The organism is Alistipes intestinihominis (assembly GCF_040095975.1).
In the GTDB taxonomy this organism is placed as follows: domain Bacteria; phylum Bacteroidota; class Bacteroidia; order Bacteroidales; family Rikenellaceae; genus Alistipes; species Alistipes senegalensis.
Genome location: NZ_JBBMFL010000011.1, coordinates 17,770 through 36,295, shown reverse-complemented (window position 1 = coordinate 36,295; position 18,526 = coordinate 17,770). Strand labels below are relative to the sequence as shown.

The window sequence follows — 18,526 nt, the reverse complement described above, 5'->3', positions numbered from 1 at the left end:
GGTCTTTTTTGCCGCGGAAAGGGGCCGTCGGATTATTTGTTCCGGTCGTAGCGTTTGGCCAGTCCGCCTTCGGAGGTCTCGCGGTAGAGGCTCGGAAGATTGTGCCCCGTTTCGTTCATCACCTCCACGACCTTGTCGTAGGAGACCAGATGGTGTCCGTCGGAGAGCGTGGCGTAGATGTTGGCGTCGAGGGCGCGGGCTGCGGCGATGGCGTTGCGTTCGATGCAGGGGACCTGCACCAGCCCGCAGACGGGGTCGCACGTGAGGCCCAGGTGGTGTTCGAGCCCCATCTCGGCGGCGTATTCGATCTGCGAAGGGGTGCCGCCGAAGAGCTGGCAGGCCGCTGCGGCGGCCATAGCGCACGCCACGCCGACCTCGCCCTGACAGCCGACCTCGGCGCCCGAGATCGAGGAGTTGGTTTTGGCGACGTTGCCGAACAGTCCGGCCGTGGCCAGCGCCCGCAGGATGCGGATGCGCAGGAAATCGCGTGAGGTGGCCAGGTGGTAGAGCACCGCCGGCACCACGCCGCTCGATCCGCACGTCGGGGCCGTCACCACGGTGCCGCCCGAAGCGTTCTCTTCGGAGGTCGCCAGCGCATAGGCGTAGATTTTGGCGCGGGAGTTCAGCGAATCGGTGTAGCTTTTCGACTTGACCCAGTAGGTCGAGGCTTTGCGGGCGACTTTCAGGCCGCCGGGCAGTACGCCGTCGTTGTTCAGTCCCCGCTGGATGGTTTCGCACATCACGGTCCATATCCGGTCGAGGTAGTCCCAGATTTCGGGACCTTCGCAGTCGTTCACATACTCCCAGTAGGTCTTGCCTTCGCGGGCGCACCACTGCTGGATCTCCGAAATGGTGGACATCGGGTAGACGCTTGCGGGCACCTCCAGCCGCGAGGTCTCGTTGGCGAGCGCACCGCCGCCGATGCTGTATATCGTCCACGAATCGGCGATCCGGCCCTCTTTGAGCCCCTCGAACAGCATGCCGTTGGGGTGGAAGGGGAGCACGATTTCGGGTTTCCAGACGATTTCGGTCGGGGCGACGGGTTCGAGCACCGAGAGGATCGCTACGTCCGTAAGGTGGCCTTTGCCCGTGGCCGCCAGCGATCCGTAGAGCGTCACGCGGTAGGCATCGACATTGCGGCACCGTTCCGCGAAGCGTTCCGCAGCCCGTTTGGGCCCCATCGTGTGGCTGCTCGAAGGGCCGTTGCCGATCTTATAGAGTTCTTTGAGCGATTCCATAATCGTGATTTTACGGGAGCAAAGATAGGTAAAATTCCACAAGAAAAGGAGGAATAGCAATTCCTCCTTTTCTTTGTAGCCCCACCGCGACTCGAACGCGAATTTAGGGTTTAGGAAACCCTCGTTCTATCCCTTGAACTATGGAGCCGTTGAAACGATGCGGTGCGTCCGTCGCCGAACGCACCGCAAAGATAGCAATTTTTTCGGTTTTTAGAAACTGAACCCTACGCCGATCGAGAATACGTTGGCGTGGAGCGTGTAGTTGCCCGAAAATACCTCTTCGAGGTTGCCGTCGGTATAGCCGTAGAGGGGATAGGAGCCCGTGCGTTCGGGGTCTGCCGACGAAACGTAGCAGTAGGCCAGGTCGATCGACATGAACTTGGTGGGGCGCAGGCTCAGACCGGCCGTATAGGAGACCTTGGTCATCGACGGAGTTTCGGGGTTGAGGTAGTCGCTGCTCACCGGGCTTTCGTCCACATACATACCCATTCGGGCCGTGATGAAATCGGTCGCGCGGTACTGCGCACCGAAACGGAAAGCCAGCGTATTCGAGTAGTTCTTCACCGAATAGATGGGTTTGATGCCCAGTTCCTTTTCGTTGAATGCCACGTTCAGGGCTTTGTAGGCCGACCATCCGGTCCATTGCAGATCGACGGCCAGTTCCCATTTCACGGCCGGGCGGAACGATACGGCCCACGTCACGGTCGTCGGAAGCGGCAGTTCGGCGTTGAAAGTTCCCTTGTCGAGTCCCGGGATCAGCTCCGTGTCGGGTTTGAGCTCCCCGAGTTTGGCGATGAGCGCCGCGGCCTGCGGGTCGATGTTCATCGTCGCGTGGCCTTTGGCCACTTTCATGTTCAGACGCGACCGCCAGGTCATGCCGACCGACCATTCGTCGGTGATGTCCCACAGGAAACCGGCGTTCACGCCTACGGCCACATCGGAATCGCCCTGGAGTTTGGCCGACACCAGCGACCGGTTCATGGTGCTGTTGAGATAGCCTTTGGCGCCTTCGAGCGTCTGGAGGGTCGCAGTCGCCTGGGCGAGTGCGTCGCCGGTGAGCATTCCGCTGTTGATTGCCCCCTGGAGTTGGGTGATGTTCGGGTCGATCGTGCCGGAGATAAGTCCGCGGCGCATCGTGGGGGAGAGCAGCGACCGCGACAGGTCGAAATTGCCCCACGAAACCGTCAGACCCGCACCGACCGAAAGACGGTCGCAGATCTTGTACGAAACGGTGGGCTGGAAAGTGAAGGCCGTGAGGTTGATCTCCTGCACGAGGTGCGCTCCCGACCAGTTGTCGCCCCAGTTCATCGAGGAGCCGTAGGGGGTGTAGAAACCCAGTCCGACGGCCAGCCGCTCGGTGGGTTTGTAGTTGAAATAGACGTGGATCGGGGTCGAGAGCTTATTGTCGGATTTCTCGGCCGCGCCGCTCTGGTAACCGTTTTCCAGTGTCGGCAGCGAACGATAGCTGACATTGGAGAGAATGCCCGTCATGCCGGCTGAAATATCGAATTTCGAGGTCTGGAAAGCCGTGGCTGCGGGGTTGAAGAAGATCGACTCCGAGTTGAGTTTCATGGCCGTGCCCACGTGGCCCATACCGGTTTGCTTGGCCGACATGTTGTTGACCTGATAACCCTCGGCGTATGCGCCGGAGGCGATGGCTGCGGCGGCCAGAACGAGGAAAAGTTTTTTCATAACGAATTGGTTTGGTTTATACTCGGCGTGTCTTGCGACGCGCAAAATCGGGGGCAAAAGTAGGAAAACTATCCTCACGTCCCAAACTTTTTGGTCGAAAATTCCCGAAAATTGTACTGAAAGGTATAAGATTGGATGAATCGGCGGGTTCGTACATAGCATAAGGGGCAGCGCCCCGCAGGACGCTGCCCCTCGTTTCGGAATTGCCGGCGGCCGCTATCGGCGGCTGTTGTAGGCTTCGAGCGCTTTGCTCAGGATGACGAGAGCCCGTTCGAGGTCCTCTTTTTTCAGGACGTAGGCGATGCGGACCTCGTTGCGGCCGCATTCGGGATCGGAGTAGAAACCCGACGCCGGGGCCAGCATGACGGTTTCGCCTTCGTATTCGAACTCCGAGAGGCACCAAGCGCAGAATTTGTCGCTGTCGTCCACCGGGAGCCGCGCCACGGTGTAGAACGCTCCCATCGGGATCGGCGAATAGACGCCGGGGATGCGGTTCAGTCCGTCGATCAGGCATTTGCGACGTTCGATGTACTCCTCGTAAACCTCCGTGCTGTACGACCGCGGGGCTTCGATCGAGGCTTCGGCGACGATCTGTCCGAGCAGCGGCGGCGAAAGGCGCGCCTGGCAGAATTTCATCACGGCGTTGCGGAGTTTTCGGTTCTTGGTGATCAGCGCGCCGATGCGGATGCCGCATTCGGAATAACGCTTCGACACCGAGTCGATCAGCACGACGTTCTGTTCGATGCCTTCGAGGTGGCAGGCCGAAATGTAGGGCGAACCGGTGTAGATGAATTCGCGGTAAACCTCGTCGGAGAAGAGGAACAGGTCGTATTTCTGAACCATGTCGCGGATGCGGTCCATCTCGCGGCGCGTATAGAGGTAGCCCGTGGGGTTGTTGGGGTTGCAGATCAGGATGCCGCGCGTGCGTTCGTTGATCAGCTTCTCGAACTCCTCGATGGGCGGCAGCGCGAATCCGTTCTCGATCGACGAGACGACGGGCCGGATCACGGCGCCCGCCGAGATGGCGAAAGCCATGTAGTTGGCGTAGGCCGGTTCGGGAACGATGATCTCGTCGCCGGGGTTGAGGCACGACATGAAGGCGAACAGCACGGCTTCAGAACCGCCCGTGGTGACGATGATCTCCTCGGGGGTGAGTTTGATCTGATACTGCGCGTAGTAGGAGACGAGCTTCTCGCGCAGCGAACGGTAGCCGTCGCTGGGGCTGTATTCCAGCACCTTGCGGTCGATGTGCTTCAGGGCGTCGAGCCCCACTTGCGGCGTGGGCAGGTCGGGCTGTCCGATGTTCAGATGGTAGATCTTGATGCCCCGGGCGCGTGCTGCGTCGGCCAGCGGGACGAGTTTGCGTATCGGGGAGGCCGGCATCTGCTCGGCGCGAAGGGAAATTTCAGGCATGTATACAGGGTTTTGCGGGCCGGATCATTCGATCTCGACCGAGGGACGGAACTTGATGACCTTGCGGGGCGGAATCTTCACGGCGGCGCCCGTGCGCGGGTTGCGGCCTACGCGTTCGGGACGCTGTTGTACGTTGAACGTGCCCAGTCCGGTCAGCGTCAGCCGCTCGCCTTCGCGCAGGGACTGCACCGTCACACGGATCATGGCGTCGATGGCTTTGCGGGCCTCGACCTTCGGGATGTTCGCGTCGAGAGCGATGGCTTCGACAAACTGCGCTTTGTTCATGGCTTCGTTGCGTGAGAGAATGATCTCCGGGTCCTAACTTGCTGACAAAGATATGCAAATTTCGGAAAAGAAGAAAATTATCTCCGGAATTTGAGTTCCGGGTTTGCGGGGTTGGAATAAAAACGGGGTGGAGATTTGGCAGAATGGAAAATCGGTGCTACTTTTGTCTCCGGAAAGTTGGCGGAGTGGTCGATCGCGGCGGTCTTGAAAACCGTTGAACCGCAAGGTTCCGGGGGTTCGAATCCCTCACTTTCCGCCAGGACGGGAGACGGGTTGCAAATCGAGTTTGCAACCCGTCTTGTTTTCAGCCCCAAATTATGCGTTCGCCGCTTCGAGTCCTGTCAGGCGGTGCGGCTGTTGAAAACGTCTCCAAGAACACGGGTGCACCCTGGGTGATTCCGGGGTGCATGGGCGGCTGAATGAAGCTGTTTCGTATGCACGAACCGTCGTACGGAGGTCGTTTCCGCTGTTTTGGGGCCGATGGGTGAGGAGATTGCCGGACCCGTTTCAGATACCCTGCGGCACGATTTATTGCTAAAATTAAATATTTTATTGTAAAATATTTTGCAGAAAAGAATATAATTCCTATATTTGGGCAGTGATAGATACGCAGTCAGTGCTGTTTTATCTAAACTGAATGATCGCAATATTAGGAAAAATAGCCAATGCAGGCACTTGTAGCGGGTTTCGGCCGAGTGGTTTGTACGATATGCGGTCGTTGGGTTCCCGTAATTCCGAACCAGTGCTTTTTGACAATATTTTATTTAATAAATAAGTATCGGAACATGAATGGACATCGAAATTCTCTTTCAGCGCACACCGCCGGCCGGGGTGTTGTCAGCCGCAATGTCTGTGGGTTGTCCGACTGCTTATTTCACATCCTGCAAACTAAGCTATGAAGAATTCAAATAAGTTGTGACGCACTTTTTTGCAGGAGGAAGGGGCAGTCGTCGGCCCCTTCCGTTTTTTTGCGCTGTTTCTATTATATTATATGGTATCGGTGAAAAGATTCGGTTGGACATGGGCTGCATGCCCGAAATGTTCTTCTCCGAACCTTGGCATGATCCGTGCCTTTCCTGCCTGCCCCTCTTCTGAATGACGGGCGGTTATGGGGGCGCGTTCAGAGTTCGACCGTTTCCGTATGGTCGGTGATCGTCTTTTCTTTCGGCTCCGCAACGTTCCCATTGACTCTCCAGCGTTTTCTTTGACCTCGCATGATGGAATAGATGTATTGTTTCCGGAATCGGTCGAACGTATTCCTGGCCACTCCGTATTGGCGGCAGATGGCCGCTACGCTGTGCCCGCGGTTCATCATGCTCACTATTTCGCGGCGGTCGTCGATGAGCTGTTGCAGTTTGGTGTAGCTGCCTTTGCGGCGTCCGAGTACGATTCCTTGTTCGCGTCTCAGCGCCAGCGCCTCCTGTGTACGCATGGATATCAGGTTTCGTTCGATTTCCGCCACCAGCCCGAATGCGAAACAGAGCACCTTGCTGTTTATCGTGTCGTCGAAGGCGTAGTGATCTTTCGTGCTGTACAGGCAGACCTCCTTTTTGAGAAGTTCTCCCACGATCGCCATGATGTCTGTCAGGGTGCGGCTCAGACGGGAGAGTTCCGTTACGATCATCGTGTCTCCGCGTTTCATGCGGCGCAGGAGTGTCCCGAGTTTGCGTTCCCGGCCTTTCTTTTTGCCGCTCACGATTTCCGTCACCCAGCGATCCACGTGCAGGTTACGGCTGTCTGCGAATTTCGGGATTTCGTTTTGTTGATTTGCCAGCGTCTGTTTTTCGGTGCTGACTCGTAAATATGCTACTATCATTGTTTGAAGGGTTAATGGATGTACTGCAACTAATGCCTCCTCAAACAAAAAACGGACATTCTCTGCCCGTTCGATAGAAGATAAATCGTTCGATTTCTCGAAGCAAATATATTACAAAAATTTTTTTTGCAGAAATTTTTTCGGGAAAAAATTGAATATCAACAAATTACCCCCCCCCAACGGATTCGCAATATATTGATAATCAACCGGATAACCGGATAGGCGAAAAATCGGAGGTTAATTGCATACTAACGAAGAGGTATGTTGCTGATAAATAATATATTGATCGGTTCTTTCATCTCCTTCCGCGGGCTCGGAGGCCATTGGGGAGAGGGTTTTCCCTGCATTTTCAACGACTAATAATCAACCCTTCTATGCGTACTTTCAATTGTGTTAGCTGGTTTTTTCGGCTTTTACCGGTCTTTATGGGCGTTGTATCCGTCTTGCAGGTTCATTCCGCATTCGGAATGTCCGGCAGCCCGGAGCAGCGGGATTCATTGTTCTCGGTTTCGGATTCCACCTACCGGCAAGTCATCAGAGAGGGGGCTCGCAGCATGAGTTGTTATCTGACTTATCCGCAAAGCCGGACTCAGGTTCTTCCGGATTTCGAAAATAATGCGTCCGAATTGCGCAAACTCGACGAGTTCATCCGGCAGATTTATCGTGACAGTCTCATTTTCGTCAATTCGGTCCGCTTGTGCGGATATTGTTCGATAGAGGGTTCCTATGCTATCAACGAGCGTCTGGCCCGCAGCCGTGCGGAGGGATTCAGGGATTACCTCAATGACAAATACGCTCTTTCGTCGCATTTCCCGGTCGAGGTGAAGTGGGTGGCGGAAGACTGGGCCAAGTTGCGGGAGCTCGTCGAAGGTTCGCAGATGGCTCATCGTGAGGATGTTCTCTTTTTGATCGACCATGTGGGCGTATTCGAGGGCCGTGAGAAAAAACTGATGGATTTACGGGGCGGAGAACCTTATAAATATATGTTGAAGACGCTGTTCCCCGCGTCCCGGCGTGTCGAGATCACCGTGCAGTACGACCTGCACCGGATTATGGAGGAGAAATTGCAGCGCCGGTTGGACGATGCGGAGTTCGCCGCCGCTTTGGAGCAGGAGCGTGCTGCAGCCGAGGCCGAGGAGCGGCGTTTGGCTGCTCTTGCGGAGCAGGAAGAGGCCGCCCGGGTGGAGGCCGAACGCCATGTTGCCGAGATGGCTCGCTTGGAGGCCGAGCGTCAGGCCGCACAGGCTGCCCGGATAGAGGCTGAGCGCAAGGCGGCGGAGATGGCCCGTCTGCAAGCGGAGCGCGAAGCCGCCGAGGCTGCACGCCGGAAAGCCGAAGAGTTGCAGCGCCAGCGCGAAGCCGCCGCCGCTGCCCGCCGGCAGCGGAAGGAAAACCGCCGCTTGTATCCCATCGTGGGCTTGAAGACCGATCTGGTCGCATGGGCCGGAGTCTGCCCGGATTTCAAGAGAACGACTTTCATGCCCAATATCGCAGGCGAGGTTTATTTCGCAAAGCGTTGGTCTGTCGGGGTTTCCGCATTGTACGCCGATTGGGCTTACGACAGCGGCAAACAGTTCTGGGGCCTTTCGGCTTACAGCGTCGAACCCCGGTTGTGGTTCCGGGGGGACGGATTGTTCCGGGGTTTCTTTGTCGGAGTTTACGGCGAAGCGGGCGATTTCAACAACCAGCGTGACCGCCGCGACGACATTACCACTCTGACCAATTACACCGGTACTTATTGGAGCGCGGGCGTGTCGGTCGGTTACCTGCTGCCGTTGTCCCGGCATTGGAGTTTCGAATTGAGCGTGCGCGGCGGCTACCGCAGTGCCGATTACAACATCTACGACCGGGAACTGCCTTATTTCTATTACAACAGCTCGGATAAGAAAAACGAATTCGCATTGACCGGATTGAGGTTCGATGTGGTTTATCGGTTCGGAGGCAACAAGCATTGATTGATTGCGGATCAATATCAGTCGGTTATGAAAACGATTGCTCATATATGTTTATCCGTCGGGCTGTTGATGGCCTGGGGGTGCACCGAAGAGAGTTTGGACTATCGTAAACAAGAAGGTTACGTGCAGATCGCTTTGTCGTGGGACGAGGGTTTTTCGCCTGCCGGCAGCCGGTTTTATTTCTATCCCGAGAACGGCGGGGAGATGCTCTCTTTCGATTGCCCGTCGGAGGGATTCGGCGGCGTTCTGCCTGTCGGCCGTTATCGTGTCATTGTCGTCAATAGCGACTGCGTCAATGTTGCCGTGCGCAACGAGCGGAGTTACGATACGGCGGAAATCTATGTATTGCCGGACGAGGATGGCGAGCATGTCTGCCAGCCCGAAAGGTTGGCTTACGCCACGCGTTTGGTCGAGTCGGAAACTCTGGAAGTTCCTTACCGCGACACCGTTCGGGTCGCCGCTGCGCCTTGTTCGTGCATCAAACACGTCCGGTTCATGTTGGAAATCGGGGATTTCGTTCCGCTGAGTTCCTGCCGCGGTTCATTTTCGGGCGTTTCGCTTTCGCGTCATTGCCTTTCGGGACTTTGTTCCTCCGCCGCCGCGAGCGTGCGTTTTACCGCCGATCCCGTTGCGGGGAGCTCCTCTTTCACCGCCGATATTTACGTGCTCGACTTGGTTCCGCCTCGTACGGATGCTCCGTCGCATCTGTTATCGTTGGAGTTGGTGGGCGAAGACGAAAGTAGTACGGTTTATCCGGTCACGGCCGACTTGACGGACGCCGTCCGGAGTATCGCTTCCGAAGGCGGCGTGTTCCCGAATGAAATCTCCCTGCGTGTGGTCTTGTCGTTGATCGACGGCCAGCTTCGGGCTTCGGTCCTTCCGTGGGACGAGGGTTCGGGCGGAGGAGTCATATAGCCGTACCTGCAATTTTAGTTTATCGGGTAAAATAACATTCCGATCATGAAAAAACATATTCTTGAATATTCGCATTTGATCTGTAGTCTGTTTTTGTGCCTGCTTGCTTGTGTGTGCAATGGATGTACTGAGGAGCCATTGCAGGAAGACGGCCGTGCCGTGATACGTCTCGGTGCGAAGAGTCCCACCCGTGCCGTCAATTCATTGGAGGATCTCTCCGCTGCGGGAAACAATGTCGGGATCTACGGCATTCAGATTTCCGACGCTTCGTCCGGCATTCCATCGGACGGGAGCCAGTGGGGCGGTGTTCTGAGAATGGATAATGTCCGCACGACTTCCATCGACGCTCTTACGGGAAATATTTCGTGGGCCGGCAATTATTATTACCCTGCCGAGGAGGAGAGTTCGGTCGAGTTCTGCGCCTACCATCCTTACGCTCCGGTCGGAACCTCTTCCGAGGGCCGTTTCTTCGTGGAGGCTCCGGCATCCGGACACGCCCCCGTGTTGCATTTCTCTTTGAGCGGACGGGAGGATGTCATGTTTGCGACGCCCGTAACCGGCAGCCGCAATAGCAGGCCGCAGGGATTGGAGTTCCGGCATGTGCTCACGCAGTTGCGGTTCCAGGTGATCGACAGTTACGCTTCGTTGAACGAGGTGTCTCTTCGGGGCATTTCGCTTCTGGGGGTCAATAGCGACTCTTCCATGAACATCGAAACCGGAGCTTTGGGCGCTTGGAGCTCTCCCGGCGAGTTGGCCGTGCCCGGCATCACGGAGGTGCTCATTACGGGGTCGCCGACACAGCCTCAGAGCGTCGGTCAGGAGGTCATGTTGGAGCCCGGACAGCCGGAATTCCATGTTCGGGTCGAGACCTCGAAGGCGACCTACGATGACGTGCTTATCCGGCCTACATCCTCGATAGGCGGTGTGAAAGAGGAATCTTTCGCTGCTGGGCGCTCCTATCTCATTACGCTGTCGTTTCAGCAGCAGACCGGCATTGTCTTGAGCGCCACGGTCGTTCCGTGGGTGATGGCCGGTTACGGTTCTGCAATCGTTCAATAATGACAATCTCATAGGGTTACGATACCTTTTTTATATTAATTAATTTATTTACCAATTTTTTAATTTATTTGCTATGAAAAAGCTTTATGTTCCTGTGCTTGCTTTGCTGACGCTGGCAAGTTGCTCCAAGAGCGAGTTAGCTAACCGTCCCGTTGTCGAGAACGACATGGTCGAAATCATGGCTACCTCGAAAGCCCTTACTATTGAGACGCGTGCGCCTTTTGAAGGCCAGATCGCTGACGGAAACAACCTCACAGCCGTAGTTCTCGGTTCCACAACTTCCGGGGATTATACTGAAACTATTCCTCGGTATTGCGACGGAGAGATGACGTTCGCCGACAATACGACTGCCGCAAGTTTCGCTACTCCGCAATATTATCCGGTGAGCGATGCTCCGATCTTCCTCTGTGCTCTTTATCCGACGGCTCTTGCTGACTGGAAAGATATCGCTACGACGGCAAAATACACGTTCGACGGTAAGACGGATGTTATGGCTGCTGCGGAAGTAAGTGGTAAGAAAAGTACGGCTATGGCTGGTACCGTTCCTTCTTTCACGTTCAATCACCTGCTTACCAAGCTGATTGTCAAAGTCAAGGCTGATGGCGATGCCGCTGTCGGCGTATGGGGTGACATCACCGGTATCTCGCTCGTTAAAGCCAACAACGGTGACGTTTTCGATACTGCTGAGGTTACGTTGGCAACCGGTGCGGCTGCAACCGGTACGGCTGCAACCGGTACGGCATTTTCGAATGCTGCGGCAAACGGAATGGCATTTTATCGTATCGACGCTGCTGCATATACCGACAACGCAGTTGATGATGCAGATAACAAGATTGCACTGACTACTACGGCTGAGGAGGCTGCTTATTCGCTCGTGGCTCCGATCATTGCCGAGAATGGTGTTAAGCACTTCGCATTGAAAGTCGATACGAAACTCGGTGAGACCGTTACGACGAAAGAGGTTTCTTTCGACCTGTATAAGGCTAAGGTTGGCGAGGAAGATCCCGCTGTTTTCTCTGGCGATACGCAGGGCAAGGCTTTTGAAATCACCCTGACGTTCAAGGCTACGGAAATCGTGGCTACGGCTACCGTTACGGATTGGGTGAAGGGCGGTAACACCGAGGTGCCGATCCAGTAATCAGGTCCCCTTTTTCGGGTTGCCGGCCGAGGTTTTCCCGAATATCGAATTTCAAACGGGGAGATGCGCCGTTTTACGGTTGGCACTTCTCCCCGTTTTTATAAATCCAAGCCCGATTATGAAGAAATTATCGTTTTTTTCGGCAGCTCTGCTTTTGGCGGCCGTCTTTTCGGCAGGATGTTCGAAAGACCGCAAACCGTCCGTGAAACCCACGCCCGACAAGGATGCGCCGGTGGAGATTCTGTTGAGCGGCGGTGTCGTTCCTGCAACATCCGCGGAGGTGCGTACGGCCCAACTGCCGCCGCTCACCCGTGCCGTGATCAATGCGGAACACGGGGCGTTGGAGGTCAGTTTCGCCCGTCTCGATCAACTCGACGACGGTCAATATCCTGCCTATGCGACTCTTTCCGCCGCATTGCCGGCGACGCTGGCCGCCAATACGGGCGAGGTATCTTCCGAGGCCGCAATTTCGTTCGCAACCTCTCAATATTACCTGAGCCGCGAAACCAATAACAATACGAAATTGGTGGGGTGGTATCCGCGGGCGGTGCCGGCTGCGGGTGTCGTGACGCTGAACATCGACGGCGGAACGGACATTATGCTGACTCAGGAGCTCGAAGGCTGCAAGGTCGCCGAATCCCGGTTCGGCACGACCGGCAAGGTTTTCACGTTCGCACACCAGCTTACGCAATTCAGGTTCAAAGCCTATGCGGCCGATGCCGCAGCCCCGGCGGTTTGGGGGAAGATAACCGACATCGCCCTGAAAGACCGACTGCCGGATTGCAAAATCACGCTGCCCGGTACGGTCGGGTTCGAGGGCGCTGCCGCAGACCTGTCTCTGTCGAAGAGCCGGCTTGCCGATGATGCCGATATTGCCTATCCTCTGGCGTTCACCGAAGGTTCGGATACTGCTGCGGAGTGCGGTTATGCTATGGTCGCCCCTGTGGAAGCCGGTGCGTCCCTGTCGCTGGCAGTCGTCACGGAGCAGGGCGGAACCTGCGAAGTCGCGCTGCCGGTTCCCGACGCCGGATTCGAGAAAGGCAAGGCTTACGATGTGGTGTTGAAATTCACGACTACCGCTGTCGAGCCTGTGGCCACGATCGGAGCGTGGGTGGATGCTTCGGACCGGGTGGAAATCACCCTCTGAGAAAGCGATGCTTTTTTCGAGGTCGTATCTTCCCGCAAGTCGGAATCGCAGGATGTTTCCGATTCTGAAAAGCAGGTATATTATGAGAAAAATATTGTTTTTAACAGGAATTTTGTTCGTGGCCGGCATCGCCGGGGCATGCCATGATTCCGAGTCTGCCTCCGGCCGGCCTGACGGAATCGAGGTCGGCTTCGCGTTGCGCGGTGTCGGGATCTCGGCCTCGGTGCAGCCGCAGGTCCGTCCTGACAGCCGGGCTGCCGCGGAGTCGTTGTCCGCAGGGTCCACCGTGCGTGTGGCCGCCTACAAACGCCGGGCATCCGGTGCGACTGCGGATATTGCGCAGGATACTTACGTGAGCGAGGCTGCTTACGAGGTGCAGGAAGACGGTTCTCTGAAACCGTGCGCGGTGGATTCCGAGGGCAAGGTTACGAGTTCCGCGGGCGACGCTATGCGGTTGTCGGCCGGGGCGTACGATTTTTACGCGCTTACGCCGGCTTTGCCGTTTGCGGCCGACCATCGTTCGGTCAGCGTCGAACACGGTACGGATTACGCCTGTTCGCTTACCGCTGCATGCCAGGTGGCTCCGCAGTCGGGGGCTTCGTCGCAGACTGTCGCGTTGAGCATGTTGGAGCGTAAGTGCAGCCGGTTGTATTTCACCATCTCCCGGAAGGCCGAGAACGTCACGAAAGCCGTTATCAAGAAGGTGGAGCTTTCCGAAATCACCCTTTCGCCTGTTTCGGCTGTCGTGTGCGAGGCGTTGCCGACCGATGTCGGCGGCGGCACTTACGATTTCCCCGCGTCCACCTTCACTCAGGGCGACCAGCCCTACGAGTACACGGTCGCGGACGAGGTGTTGCCCAAGGCCGACGCTCCCTTCGGGTTGGCCATGCAGGTTGTCTTCAACAGCGCTACCGAGGCCACCGATCTGGATGCTCAGGTTTCCGCTATGGCATTTGCTCCCGGTCTTCGTTACACGTTCGATGTCTCCTTGCAGGGGGGCTTCGTTTTGCTGACGTTGCAGATCACGCCGTGGAATACGGATGCCGTCTGGGACACTTCCCTGGGGGATCAGCCTCATTTCAGCGTCGTCGTCGGCTCCTGGGAGATCTCTGGTTGGACGACCGACGTGGGCGGTTATTTCACGCCGCAGATAAAGCCCGACAGTTGGACCGAAAATAAGGATTGGTCAGCCGATCTGGGGGCTTATTTCTCCGCGTTGGCCGGTTCCGATGCGTGGACCGATGTCGATATGGGCGGTATCGTTTTCGAAAACGCGAGCGAGTAGCCGCACCCGCACTATCGTTCCGGGCGGGGTCCGACGGATTTTCGGCGGGCCGTCCGGAATACCTAAGAATGAATTGCAAATGTATAAGTTGTTATGAAAATTTTCAGAAAGACATTGTGTATCTTATCCGTCGTCGCCGCGGCCTTGTGTTCATGCGAGCGAAGTGCGGATACGATTCCCGTATCCGGAGAGCAGGGCGGAGATGCTTCCGGGCGAACGGCCCGGATGACTTTCGGTCTGAGCGCTGCGGATATGCGGACATCGGCTTTGGGGGCCGCCGAGGGCCGGAGCACCGTTGACGAGGATGCTTTGAAGAACCTGTGGGTTTTGCAGTTCGACGGCGCGACGGATGCTTCGAAGCTGTTGTTCTGCGAGTATTACGATGCGAGCATGATCGGGGTCAATGACACGACGGATGATGACTCGAAGAAGAGTTATTCGCTCAGCGTCGCTTTGTACGAGACCTCCGGCGACACGAAGATCTATTTCGTCGCCAACGTCGGTCCGGATCGCTTCCAGAAGTTCTCTGCCGGGGACGGGGTGCCCGATTCGGACGTTACGCTCAAGTCGTTCGAAGCTTCGACGCTCGCTTTCGCCAGCGAGGCCGCCGTATCTGCCGATGGCGTTTTGCCGATGATCGGTTCGTACGAGGGATCTTCCGTCATCGCTTCGGGAACGGTTCAGATGAAGCGTTTGGTGGCTAAAATCGACTTCACCTTCGACATTCAGATTACGGCTGCCGGGGAGAAATTCACTCCTTCGCGCGTGAGCTTGCGGAGCGCCGCTTCGTGCACTCGGTTCCTGGAGCACACTCTTCCCACCGGGACCACCGGTTTGTACCCCGACGCCGCTTCGTCCGACAATTTCATCAATTACCCCGCTGTTTCCGTCTCCGGTCCCGTTTCCAAGGAGACCCCTTTCACGTACACGTGGTACGTTCCCGAGAACCTGCGGGGCGTCGTCTCCAGTATCAAAAGCCCCTCCGAAAAGGGTCCTGAAAACGCTCCTGCGGGCAGTACTTTCATCGAGATCGGCGGCGACTACCAGCGCGGTTCTGCGTTGACCGACGTCACTTATACGATCTACCTCGGGGAGAATGCGTCCACCGATTTCAACGTGGTTCGCAATTACCATTATACGGTTTCTTCGACGATCAAGGGATTGAATTCCCGGGATCTTCGCGTCGTCGTTGACCGGGGCGTCGATGCCGGACAGTACGTCGATGGAATTTGGGAATAGTTTAATTCGATGAAACGTATGAAAAACAACGTATTGGCAATGGCTCTCATCGCTTTGACGGCGATGGGATGCAGCAAGGAGGATTCCGTCCCCGCGGGCGGTTCTCCGATGACTTTCACGGGCGTCGCTCCCGCGGCATCCGTTCCGGCATCCGCCGCGTCGTCCCGGTCTTATTTCCCCGGCACCTCGGGCCTGATGTATTGGAGCGATTACGACAACATCGGCGCTTACGCTTTCGACTCTTCCAAAGCCTTGAAGGCCCACGACATCTGCACGCTCCAGTCCGGCGCCGGATCGGGCCTCGCCGTCTTCCACCCCAGGAACATCCTCTATTCCGAGAGTTGGAGCGGTTCGGGCGATTACACGTTCTACGCTTATTATCCCGTTTGGACCGCCGCTGCCGCCACTTACAGCGACGGGGGCGTGTTGTTGAACATCCCTTCGGCTCAGAACGGCGAGTTCGGACGTTATCAGGTCTGCTTCTCGCAGGCCGTCACCGTAAGTTCCGAGCAGATCGGGTTGAACAAGTCCGTCCGCTTCGACTTCAAGCCTGCTTCGTCGTTGATGCGGGTGCAGTTGTTCCTTGACGAGGCTTCTTCCGCTGACGAGGTCTATATCTCTCAGGCTTCCGTCTCCGTTTCCGGTTGCGCTTTGTTCGGCGATTGCAAATTGAGCTTCGCCGACGGTTCTCTGGCCGCTTCCGCGCCCGCTTCGGGCACCAGCACCGTCACCGTCCGGCTCACCACACCTGTACGCATCACGAAGAAGGCCGACGGACAGAATCCGAATCCTTATATCGACTTCGTCATTCTGCCCACCTCGAATATGTCGGGCACCGTGAAGTTCTCGGTCACCACTCAGGCCGGTCTGACTTTGACCACTCCCGATAAAGGCGTTCCCGCGAGCGGTTTCGCCGGCGGTACCCGTTACTTCATCGAGCGGCCGATCTCGGTCGTCCTCGACGACGATTCCCCCGACGCTTCGTATATCGACGGCGGGTTGGCTTGGGAGGCTACCGTCGATAACGACGGCGCATATTCCGACGGCGGCGTCGCGTGGTAGACTGCCGCGGCATCATTTGACACTATCGAATAATCACTTATAGGTTGTTTCAATATGAAAAAGATCTTTTTTTACGCTGCTATGACGGCTTTCGCCGTATCCGTGGCAGGTTGCAGCAAGGATGCCGAGGTTAGCGACATCCCGGCTGTCGGCGGCAAGTACACGCTTGCCAGTGTATCGGGTTCTTTGGATGCTGAGATCGGAACCCGTACGGGATTGGGCACCAATTCCGTGGTGAATTGGTCCAACAAGGACCGCATCCTCGTGGTCAACACGAGCAACGGCGATAAGGTTCAGTACGAGCTCGTTTCGGGTCAGGGCACTTCCGTCGGCAAGTTCGAGCCTCTGAGCGGCAAGGGTATCGCTTACACCAATGTCAGCGACCTCAGGGCCGTTTACCCGGCCGTCGCTGCCGAGGTCGCCGCCAACGGTCAGATTTCGTTCAATCTCAACAAGAATTACACGCAGGACCACCGTTCGACGTACGGCATCGGGTCGTGGAACGAGAAAGATTCGCCTTATTCGTTCACTTACAACGACATCAAGGTTTCGTACAACACGCCCGCCGTCGCTTCTGAGTCCACTTCCGAGGTGAACTTCAAGTTCAAGCAGTTGGGTACTTGGTGCACCTTCGCGTTCGATTTGAGCCAGTCGGATTTCAAAGACGAGACTATGGAGTCGATGACCATCACCACCACCTCCGGTTCCGCTAAGATCGGCGGCACGGCTACGGTCGATCTCTCCGACCCCGTCGCTCCGAAACTGGGCGCAGGTTCCGAGAACAAGATCGACTGGACGTTCAACACCTCCAGCGCATTGGGTTCTCCGTTCTCCCGGTCGGTCATGTTGTTCCCCGCCGTCGCTGCCGGCGAGGAGATGAAGATCGTCTGCACGACCGATCTCCACATCCTCACGTTCTACGCCAAGCCCACTCAGGACCTTTCCGCCGGCAAGGTGCTGCGCTTCCCGATCAACGAGAAGTTCACGGCCGACGGCACGGATTTCCGTTACACCGTCGAGGACAAGCCGGGCATCCCGACATTCTACTATTACGGCCCGCACAACTGTTATCTGATCTCTGGTACGGATCAGGTGGACATCGTCGTCACGCCTTACAAGTCCAACCCGCGTTTCCGCAAGACCGGCACGCTCGCTCCTGAGGCACCCCAGCCGACCAAAGCCAAGCTGTTGTGGAAAGAATCCACGTTGACGGGCATTAACGTCGCAGAAACCATTTCTTCGAATAAGGTCGCCGTCACGGGCATCGCTGGCACCGGAAACGCCGTCGTCGCCATTACGGACGCTTCCGACAATATCCTGTGGTCGTATCACATCTGGGTTCCCGAGATCGACCCCACGGACGGACTGTTGACCTACGCCATTCCGTCTTCCAGCATCGGGTCGGGTTCGACTTACGAGGTCATGCCGATCGCGCTGGGCGCCATGAACAAGGCCACCGTCGCTGTGGACGGCACGGCTACCACCGAATCGAATGCCAAGTCGTTCGGTCTTTACTACCAGTGGGGCCGCAAAGACCCGCTGGGACGGCCGAGCACGATCACCGCTTCGGGCGACTCCTATGTCGCAACGTCTTTCGTCGGTCTGTCCGGCATTACCAAGTGGAACCAGCCGGAGAACATGTGCGATCTCTCCACGAACAGCGCGATTACGCCTAATACGATTGATGTGGATATGATCGGTTACGCTACGCGGAACCCGACGCAGTTCATCTACGATACCAAAGATGCGCATAATTACGATTGGGTCATCAAGAAGAACGACCACTTGTGGGGCAACGGCTCGGGTTATCTCTACCCGCGTAAGTCTCAGACGGATAAGATCTACAAGTCGATCTACGACCCGTGCCCCGACGGTTACCGCGTCGCTCCCAAGGATTTGTGGAACCGCTTCACGGTCGATGGCGGCAACTACGGCAGCCAGGACACTGACGACAAGCGTAATGCGACTTTCAACGCCGCTAACCGCAATTCGTTGGGCACTCAGCGCGGTTACTTCTTCTATTACACGGCGACGCCGTTCCAGACGGGCGAGACCGACTTCTATCCCGCTTCGGGCTTTCGCAACCGCCCGTCCGGTGCGCTGGCGAGTGTCGGCTCCGGCGGTTACAGTTGGTCGTCATCGCCGACACAGAGTTCGGCGAGCGCAGGCTACTTGAATTTCTACGCCACGTACGTGAGCCCGCAGAGTAATTACAGCCGCGCTTACGGCTTCCCCGTGCGCTGTGTCCGAGAATTGGATTAAGGGAGCGCCAGCGACCGCAT

The 18,526-nt window shown here is 56.8% G+C and carries 14 protein-coding genes and 2 tRNA genes; 10 read left to right on the top strand and 6 right to left on the bottom strand.

What is annotated here, in order from left to right; translation table 11 throughout:
* Positions 1-32 precede the first annotated feature (32 nt).
* From WMO46_RS09980 to WMO46_RS09960, 5 genes are all read right to left on the bottom strand, one after another.
* Positions 33-1,238: an L-serine ammonia-lyase, iron-sulfur-dependent, subunit alpha gene (locus WMO46_RS09980; RefSeq protein ID WP_129650657.1), complete on the bottom strand. Its 1,206-nt coding sequence runs from the start codon at positions 1,236-1,238 to the stop codon at positions 33-35.
* A 76-nt stretch (positions 1,239-1,314) separates the two neighbouring features.
* Positions 1,315-1,386, bottom strand: a tRNA-Arg gene (locus WMO46_RS09975).
* Between the two features lie 62 nt (positions 1,387-1,448).
* Positions 1,449-2,930, bottom strand: coding sequence for an OmpP1/FadL family transporter (locus WMO46_RS09970; RefSeq protein WP_349094292.1), 1,482 nt, complete (start codon positions 2,928-2,930; stop codon positions 1,449-1,451).
* A 216-nt stretch (positions 2,931-3,146) separates the two neighbouring features.
* The gene (locus WMO46_RS09965) at positions 3,147-4,343 is read right to left on the bottom strand and encodes a pyridoxal phosphate-dependent aminotransferase (protein WP_026076271.1); all 1,197 of its coding nucleotides are present in this window, start codon (positions 4,341-4,343) and stop codon (positions 3,147-3,149) included.
* A 24-nt stretch (positions 4,344-4,367) separates the two neighbouring features.
* A complete protein-coding gene (locus WMO46_RS09960; RefSeq protein ID WP_019149420.1) occupies positions 4,368-4,628 on the bottom strand; it encodes an HU family DNA-binding protein in 261 nt (86 codons plus the stop codon).
* A 171-nt stretch (positions 4,629-4,799) separates the two neighbouring features.
* Between WMO46_RS09960 and WMO46_RS09955 the strand changes: the two genes are divergently transcribed.
* Positions 4,800-4,887, top strand: a tRNA-Ser gene (locus WMO46_RS09955).
* An 861-nt stretch (positions 4,888-5,748) separates the two neighbouring features.
* Here the strand turns inward: WMO46_RS09955 and WMO46_RS09950 are convergent.
* The gene (locus tag WMO46_RS09950; protein WP_349094291.1) at positions 5,749-6,444 is read right to left on the bottom strand and encodes a recombinase family protein; all 696 of its coding nucleotides are present in this window, start codon (positions 6,442-6,444) and stop codon (positions 5,749-5,751) included.
* A 626-nt stretch (positions 6,445-7,070) separates the two neighbouring features.
* Here WMO46_RS09950 and WMO46_RS09945 point away from each other — a divergent pair.
* The 9 genes from WMO46_RS09945 to WMO46_RS09905 all read left to right on the top strand — a co-directional run bounded on the left by WMO46_RS09945 (position 7,071) and on the right by WMO46_RS09905 (position 18,506).
* Positions 7,071-8,399, top strand: a complete 1,329-nt coding sequence (locus WMO46_RS09945; RefSeq protein ID WP_019149422.1) for a DUF3575 domain-containing protein — start codon at positions 7,071-7,073, stop codon at positions 8,397-8,399.
* A gap of 27 nt (positions 8,400-8,426) precedes the next feature.
* A complete protein-coding gene (locus WMO46_RS09940) occupies positions 8,427-9,314 on the top strand; it encodes a DUF5119 domain-containing protein (protein ID WP_349094290.1) in 888 nt (295 codons plus the stop codon).
* Positions 9,315-9,473: 159 nt separating this feature from the next.
* Positions 9,474-10,373 carry a fimbrillin family protein gene (locus WMO46_RS09935; protein WP_227901031.1) on the top strand — a complete coding sequence of 300 codons (900 nt, stop codon included), beginning with the start codon at positions 9,474-9,476 and terminating at the stop codon, positions 10,371-10,373.
* 73 nt (positions 10,374-10,446) lie between these two features.
* Positions 10,447-11,511, top strand: a complete 1,065-nt coding sequence (locus tag WMO46_RS09930; protein ID WP_349094289.1) for a fimbrillin family protein — start codon at positions 10,447-10,449, stop codon at positions 11,509-11,511.
* Positions 11,512-11,629: 118 nt separating this feature from the next.
* Positions 11,630-12,658: a fimbrillin family protein gene (locus WMO46_RS09925; protein ID WP_302588412.1), complete on the top strand. Its 1,029-nt coding sequence runs from the start codon at positions 11,630-11,632 to the stop codon at positions 12,656-12,658.
* An 82-nt stretch (positions 12,659-12,740) separates the two neighbouring features.
* Positions 12,741-13,943, top strand: a complete 1,203-nt coding sequence (locus tag WMO46_RS09920) for a fimbrillin family protein (protein ID WP_349094288.1) — start codon at positions 12,741-12,743, stop codon at positions 13,941-13,943.
* A gap of 93 nt (positions 13,944-14,036) precedes the next feature.
* A complete protein-coding gene (locus tag WMO46_RS09915; RefSeq protein ID WP_302588414.1) occupies positions 14,037-15,182 on the top strand; it encodes a DUF4906 domain-containing protein in 1,146 nt (381 codons plus the stop codon).
* 18 nt (positions 15,183-15,200) lie between these two features.
* Entirely contained in the window at positions 15,201-16,244 is a 1,044-nt protein-coding gene (locus WMO46_RS09910) for a fimbrillin family protein (protein WP_349094287.1), read from the top strand.
* A gap of 54 nt (positions 16,245-16,298) precedes the next feature.
* A complete protein-coding gene (locus tag WMO46_RS09905) occupies positions 16,299-18,506 on the top strand; it encodes a hypothetical protein (protein ID WP_349094286.1) in 2,208 nt (735 codons plus the stop codon).
* The last annotated feature ends 20 nt before the right edge of the window (positions 18,507-18,526 follow it).